The following is a 367-nucleotide window of genomic DNA, read 5'->3' as shown; positions in this document are numbered from 1 at the left end:
CGATTTCAACCCGCAAGCATTTGGCATGGGAGCTCAAGTTCCGCATGGGTGGCCGCAACATCGACACACCATGGCATATGGCGCCAGCAGGCCAGTCCAGCGCGACCGTATGGCAGCTGAAAACACCAGGTTATGGACCGACTCTGCTGATGGGGGTCGATAGCGATGCTCAGGATAAAAACAAGCTGGAGATATCCTTCGACGCACGGGTCAACCCACAACTAGGTGGCCAGCGCCTCGGCCAACTGGCCGGCATCGATCCGGATGGCGAAAACCATGTCCGTATCGAAGCTTTCCTCGACGAGCGTGAAGCCTCGCAAGGCGGCAAGGGCATCCTGAAGATCACCGTCAACGGCAAGGTCATCGT

At 58.0% G+C, this 367-nt stretch carries 1 protein-coding gene; it reads left to right on the top strand.

The features are described from left to right. Positions 1-367, top strand: a 367-nt coding sequence (locus tag EGI20_RS19150) for a hypothetical protein (protein WP_498633287.1), incomplete at both ends; no start/stop codon positions are given.

The sequence above is a fragment of the Aquitalea sp. S1-19 genome (assembly GCF_024343515.1).
This window is presented reverse-complemented; position numbering and strand designations above follow the sequence as displayed.